Raw genomic sequence first — 4,970 nt, 5'->3', positions numbered from 1 at the left:
TGGACCACTACCTGCAGACCAACCCCCTGGGCCTCTTCTAACCCCGACTTGAAATACAACCCAATGTGGGAGGGGGCTTGCCCCCTCCCACATTTTGATCGGCGTACACCCGTTCCTGCACAGCAAGAGGGCTTTGCCTGTTGGATCACTACCTGCCGACCAACCCCCTGGGCCTCTTCTAACCTCGACTTGAAATGCAACCAACTGTGGGAGGGGGCTTGCCCCCGATAGCGGTGGCTCAGTTATGCATGTATTGGCTGACCCACTGCCATCGGGAGCAATCCCCCTCCCACATTTTTGATCGGTGTACATCTGCTACCAAGGCATGCTTCAGGCTCGTTCGAAAGTAGCATTCGCACCCCCATCCCCCCATGCATTAATGCCATTACCGGAATCTTCCGGCACAACAAGAGGATCGCCCCATGTGGACTAAACCCGCGTTTACCGACCTGCGTATCGGCTTTGAAGTGACCATGTACTTCGCCAGCCGCTGATTCACCCCCGGCCAGCCTCGCGCTGGCCGGGGTCGTTTGGGGAATGACTCTTTGGTCTGATTGCATTCGCGCGCGGATGGGTTAGTGTGGAGCGCATCTCTCAAAAATAATAAAAACAGGCTTTCCAATGAGCCCAAATCTCAGCCTTCTGCGTAAGTTCGTTTCGCCTGAAATCATCTTTGGTGCCGGCTGCCGGCACAACGTCGGTAATTACGCCAAGACCTTCGGTGCGCGCAAAGTGCTGGTGGTCAGCGACCCCGGTGTGATCGCCGCCGGCTGGGTCGCCGACGTGGAAGCCAGCCTGCAGGCCATCGGCATCGATTACTGCCTGTACAGCGGCGTCTCACCCAACCCCCGCGTCGAAGAAGTCATGCTCGGTGCCGAGGTGTACCGCGACAACCATTGCGACGTGATCGTGGCCATCGGCGGCGGCAGCCCGATGGACTGCGGCAAGGCCATCGGCATCGTGGTCGCCCATGGGCGCAACATCCTCGAATTCGAAGGCGTGGACACCATTCGCGTGCCCAGCCCCCCGCTGATCCTGATCCCCACCACCGCCGGCACTTCGGCGGATGTCTCGCAGTTCGTGATCATTTCCAACCAGCAGGAGCGCATGAAGTTCTCCATTGTCAGCAAGGCGGTGGTGCCGGACGTGTCGCTGATCGACCCGGAAACCACGGCGAGCATGGACCCGTTCCTGTCCGCCTGCACCGGCATCGATGCGCTGGTGCATGCGATCGAGGCGTTCGTCTCCACCGGCCACGGCCCGCTGACCGACCCCCACGCGCTGGAAGCCATGCGCCTGATCAACGGCAACCTGGTGCAGATGATCGCCAACCCGGCGGACATCGCCCTGCGCGAGAAGATCATGCTCGGCAGCATGCAGGCGGGGCTGGCGTTCTCCAATGCGATCCTCGGCGCGGTGCATGCCATGTCCCACAGCCTCGGCGGCTTCCTCGACCTGCCTCACGGCCTGTGCAACGCGGTGCTGGTGGAGCATGTGGTGGCGTTCAACTACAACTCGGCGCCGGAGCGCTTCAAGGTGATTGCCGAGACGTTCGGCATCGACTGCCGCGGCCTGACTCATCCGCAGATCCGCGGGCGGCTGGTCGAGCATCTGATCGCGCTGAAGCGTGCCATCGGCTTCCACGAAACCCTCGGCCTGCACGGCGTGCGGGTGGCGGACATTCCGTTCCTGTCCCAGCACGCCATGCACGACCCGTGCATCCTCACCAACCCCCGCGAATCGAGCCAGCGTGACGTCGAGGTCGTCTATGGCGAAGCTCTCTGACGACCAGCAGCGCGCCCTGGCCGGGCTGCTGGGGCTGGGCGACCAGTCGGCGCGCAAGAGCCACTACCCGGAACTCACGGCCCGCCTCGATGAGCTGGAGGCCGAGCGCAACCGCTACATCCGCCTCAACGATGAGCTGGAGCAGCGGGTGGCGGCGCGCACCGATGAACTGCTCGAAGCCAACCGCAACCTGCAACAGCAGGTCGCCCAGCGCGAACAGGTCGAACAGGAGCTGCGCGACGCCCGCGACGCCGCCGAGGCCGCCAACCGCAGCAAGGACAAGTACCTCGCCGCCGCCAGCCATGACCTGTTGCAGCCGCTCAACGCCGCACGGCTGCTGATCGCCACCCTTCGCGAACGGTCGTTGCCGAGTGTCGAACAGGTGCTGGTGGAGCGCACGCACCAGGCCCTGGAAGGTGCCGAGGATTTACTCACCGACTTGCTCGATATCTCGCGGCTCGACCAGGCAGCGGTCAAGCCGGACGTGGCGCTGTATCGCCTGGATGAGTTGTTTGCGCCGCTGGTCTCCGAATTCCAGTCCGTCGCCCTGGCCGCCGGACTGAATCTGCGCGCACACACCGGCCATTACGCGATCCGGACCGACCTGCGCCTGGTGACGCGGATTTTGCGCAATTTCCTCAGCAACGCCTGCCGCTACACCGACGACGGCTGCATCCTGCTCGGCGCCCGTCGCCGCGGCGATCACCTGCGCCTGGAAGTGTGGGACACCGGGCGCGGCATCCCGGCCGACCGGCTCGACGCGATCTTCCTCGAATTCAACCAACTGGACGTCGGCCGCGCCTCGGACCGCAAGGGCGTGGGCCTGGGGCTGGCGATTGTCGAGCGGATCGCTGAGATCCTCGGTTACCCGGTGGCGGTGCGCTCGTGGCCGGGACGCGGGTCGATGTTCAGCCTCGAAGTGCCGATCAGCGAAGAAATGCCGTTGGCCATCAGCCAACTGCCCACGCAACCGACCACCGGCAACCCGCTGCCGGGGCGGCGTTTGCTGGTGCTGGACAACGAAGTCAGCATCCTCGAAAGCATGAGCGCGCTGCTCGGGCAGTGGGGCTGCGAGGTGGTCACGGCCACCGACCAGGCCGGCGCGTTGCTGGCATTGCAGGGCAGGGCGCCGGAACTGATCCTGGCGGACTATCACCTGGACCACGGCGTGGTGGGCTGTGAGGTGGTCAAGTACCTGCGCGAGCATTTTGCCCAGACGATTCCCGCGGTGATCATCAGCGCCGACCGCACCGACCAGTGCCGGCGCATCCTGCGGCGGCTGGACGCACCGTTGTTGAACAAACCGGTCAAGCCCGGGAAGTTGCGGGCGGTGTTGAGTCAGTTATTGGCCTAGAGGTTTGATACCTGTCAACACCGCGTGCGGCATTTTGCGCCATGCTCCCAGCCTGATTTGACGCCGACGGAGACTCCCCCATGAGCGCCCCCGCAACAACCGCTGCATCATTCAAGTTGCCCTTGGGCCTGGTCGTCGCTGTACTGGTGATGGTCGGGGTGCTGCTGTTACCGCTGCCCGCGGATTTGCCGGTGGCCGGGCATCGCATGCTGGCGATCCTCGCGTTTGCAGTGGTGGTGTGGATCAGCGAGGCGGTGTCCTATGAGGCCAGCGCGATCATGATCACCTCGCTCATGGCGTTCTTGCTCGGCACCGCGCCGTCGCTGCAAGACCCCGCGCACCTGATCGGCTCCAGCCCAGCCATCGGCATGGCGCTGACCGGCTTCTCCAACCCGGCGCTGGCGCTGGTGGCGGGGGCGTTGTTCATCGCCGCCGCCATGACCCACACCGGCCTGGATCGGCGCATCGCCCTGGTCACGCTGACCCGGGTCGGCACCAGCACCCGCGGCATTCTGCTGGGGGCGATCGCGGTGACGATCCTCCTGAGTCTCGTCGTACCCAGCGCCACCGCGCGCAGTGCCTGCGTGGTGCCGATCATGATGGGCGTGGTGGCGGCGTTTGGCGTCGATAAACGCTCCAACATCGCCGCCGGCCTGATGATCGTGGTGGCCCAGGGCACCAGCATCTGGAACGTCGGCATCCAGACCGCCGCCGCGCAGAACCTGCTAACCGTCGGGTTCATGGACAAGATGCTCGGCCAGCGCGTGTCGTGGATCGACTGGCTGATCGCCGGCGCGCCATGGGCGCTGATCATGTCGGCGGTGTTGCTGTTCCTGGTGATCAAACTGCTGCCGCCGGAAAGCGACAGCATCCCCGGCGGCAAAGAAGCCGTGGCCCAGTCGCTGGTGGACATCGGCCCGATGACCGGCCCGCAAAAACGCCTGCTTGCCGTGTCGGTGCTGTTGCTGTTGGCGTGGGCTACCGAAGGGCGCCTGCACAATTTCGACACCACCTCGACCACCTATGCCGGGCTGGTGTTCCTGCTGTTGCCGGGGATCGGCGTGATGACCTGGAAGGATGTGCAGTCGCGGATTCCGTGGGGCACGGTGATTGTGTTTGGCGTCGGCATCAGCCTCGGTACGGCGTTGCTGACCACCCAGGCCGGGCAGTGGCTGGGTTCGCAAGTGGTGGCGCACACCGGGCTGGACCAGGTCGGGCCGTTGGGTGTGTTTGCCATCCTCGGGGCGTTTTTGATCTTGATCCACTTGGGGTTTGCCAGTGCGACCGCGTTGACCTCGGCGTTGTTGCCGATCCTGATTGCGGTGTTGCAGACCTTGCCGGGGGAGTTCAACCGGTTGGGGATGACCATGCTGTTGGGATTTGTGGTGAGCTACGGGTTTATCCTGCCGATCAATGCGCCGCAGAACATGGTGTGCCTGGGGACCGGGACATTCACGGCGCGGCAGTTTGCCAAGGTGGGGGTGTTGGTGACGCTGATGGGTTACTTGTTGATGTTGGTGTTTGCGGCGACCTACTGGAGCTGGCTTGGCTGGATCTGATAGGGCGTGTCATGGGGTCGCCAATGCAAAGGAGATCCAATGTGGGAGGGGGCTTGCCCCCGATAGCGGTCTCTGGGCTGACCAGCTTTTTGGGTTGGGTTGAGTACATATCCATTGTTGCGGTCACGGCTGCTATGGGTTCCGCCCTTACGGCGGGTCACTTTGGAAAAAAAGCCCCAAAGTAACCAACGCCAAAGCGAGGCTGCCTTATAGCCGACCTGATCCTGGAAGCCGAACCGGGTCAAAAATGTGGGAGGGGGCTTGCCCCCGAT

At 63.8% G+C, this 4,970-nt stretch carries 4 protein-coding genes; all 4 read left to right on the top strand.

Annotated features, from left to right (window positions below; translation table 11 throughout):
• Window positions 1–422 precede the first annotated feature (422 nt).
• The 4 genes from pqqA (at window position 423) to NR164_RS30120 (ending at window position 4,698) form a co-directional block, all read left to right on the top strand.
• On the top strand, window positions 423–494 hold the full coding sequence (gene pqqA, locus NR164_RS30135; protein ID WP_010209364.1) for a pyrroloquinoline quinone precursor peptide PqqA: 72 nt from the start codon (window positions 423–425) through the stop codon (window positions 492–494).
• 127 nt (window positions 495–621) lie between these two features.
• Window positions 622–1,785 (top strand): alcohol dehydrogenase-like regulatory protein ErcA, encoded by a 1,164-nt coding sequence (gene ercA / locus NR164_RS30130; RefSeq protein ID WP_017847475.1) that lies wholly within the window; start codon window positions 622–624, stop codon window positions 1,783–1,785.
• Window positions 1,769–3,139 (top strand): hybrid sensor histidine kinase/response regulator, encoded by a 1,371-nt coding sequence (locus tag NR164_RS30125; RefSeq protein WP_017847474.1) that lies wholly within the window; start codon window positions 1,769–1,771, stop codon window positions 3,137–3,139. Before ercA ends, NR164_RS30125 begins: the two co-directional genes overlap by 17 nt.
• A gap of 80 nt (window positions 3,140–3,219) precedes the next feature.
• The gene (locus tag NR164_RS30120; protein ID WP_079444249.1) at window positions 3,220–4,698 is read left to right on the top strand and encodes a DASS family sodium-coupled anion symporter; all 1,479 of its coding nucleotides are present in this window, start codon (window positions 3,220–3,222) and stop codon (window positions 4,696–4,698) included.
• Window positions 4,699–4,970: the final 272 nt, after the last annotated feature.

This window comes from Pseudomonas sp. Pse79 (assembly GCF_024519615.1).
In the GTDB taxonomy this organism is placed as follows: Bacteria; Pseudomonadota; Gammaproteobacteria; order Pseudomonadales; family Pseudomonadaceae; genus Aquipseudomonas; species Aquipseudomonas veronii.
This window is presented reverse-complemented; position numbering and strand designations above follow the sequence as displayed.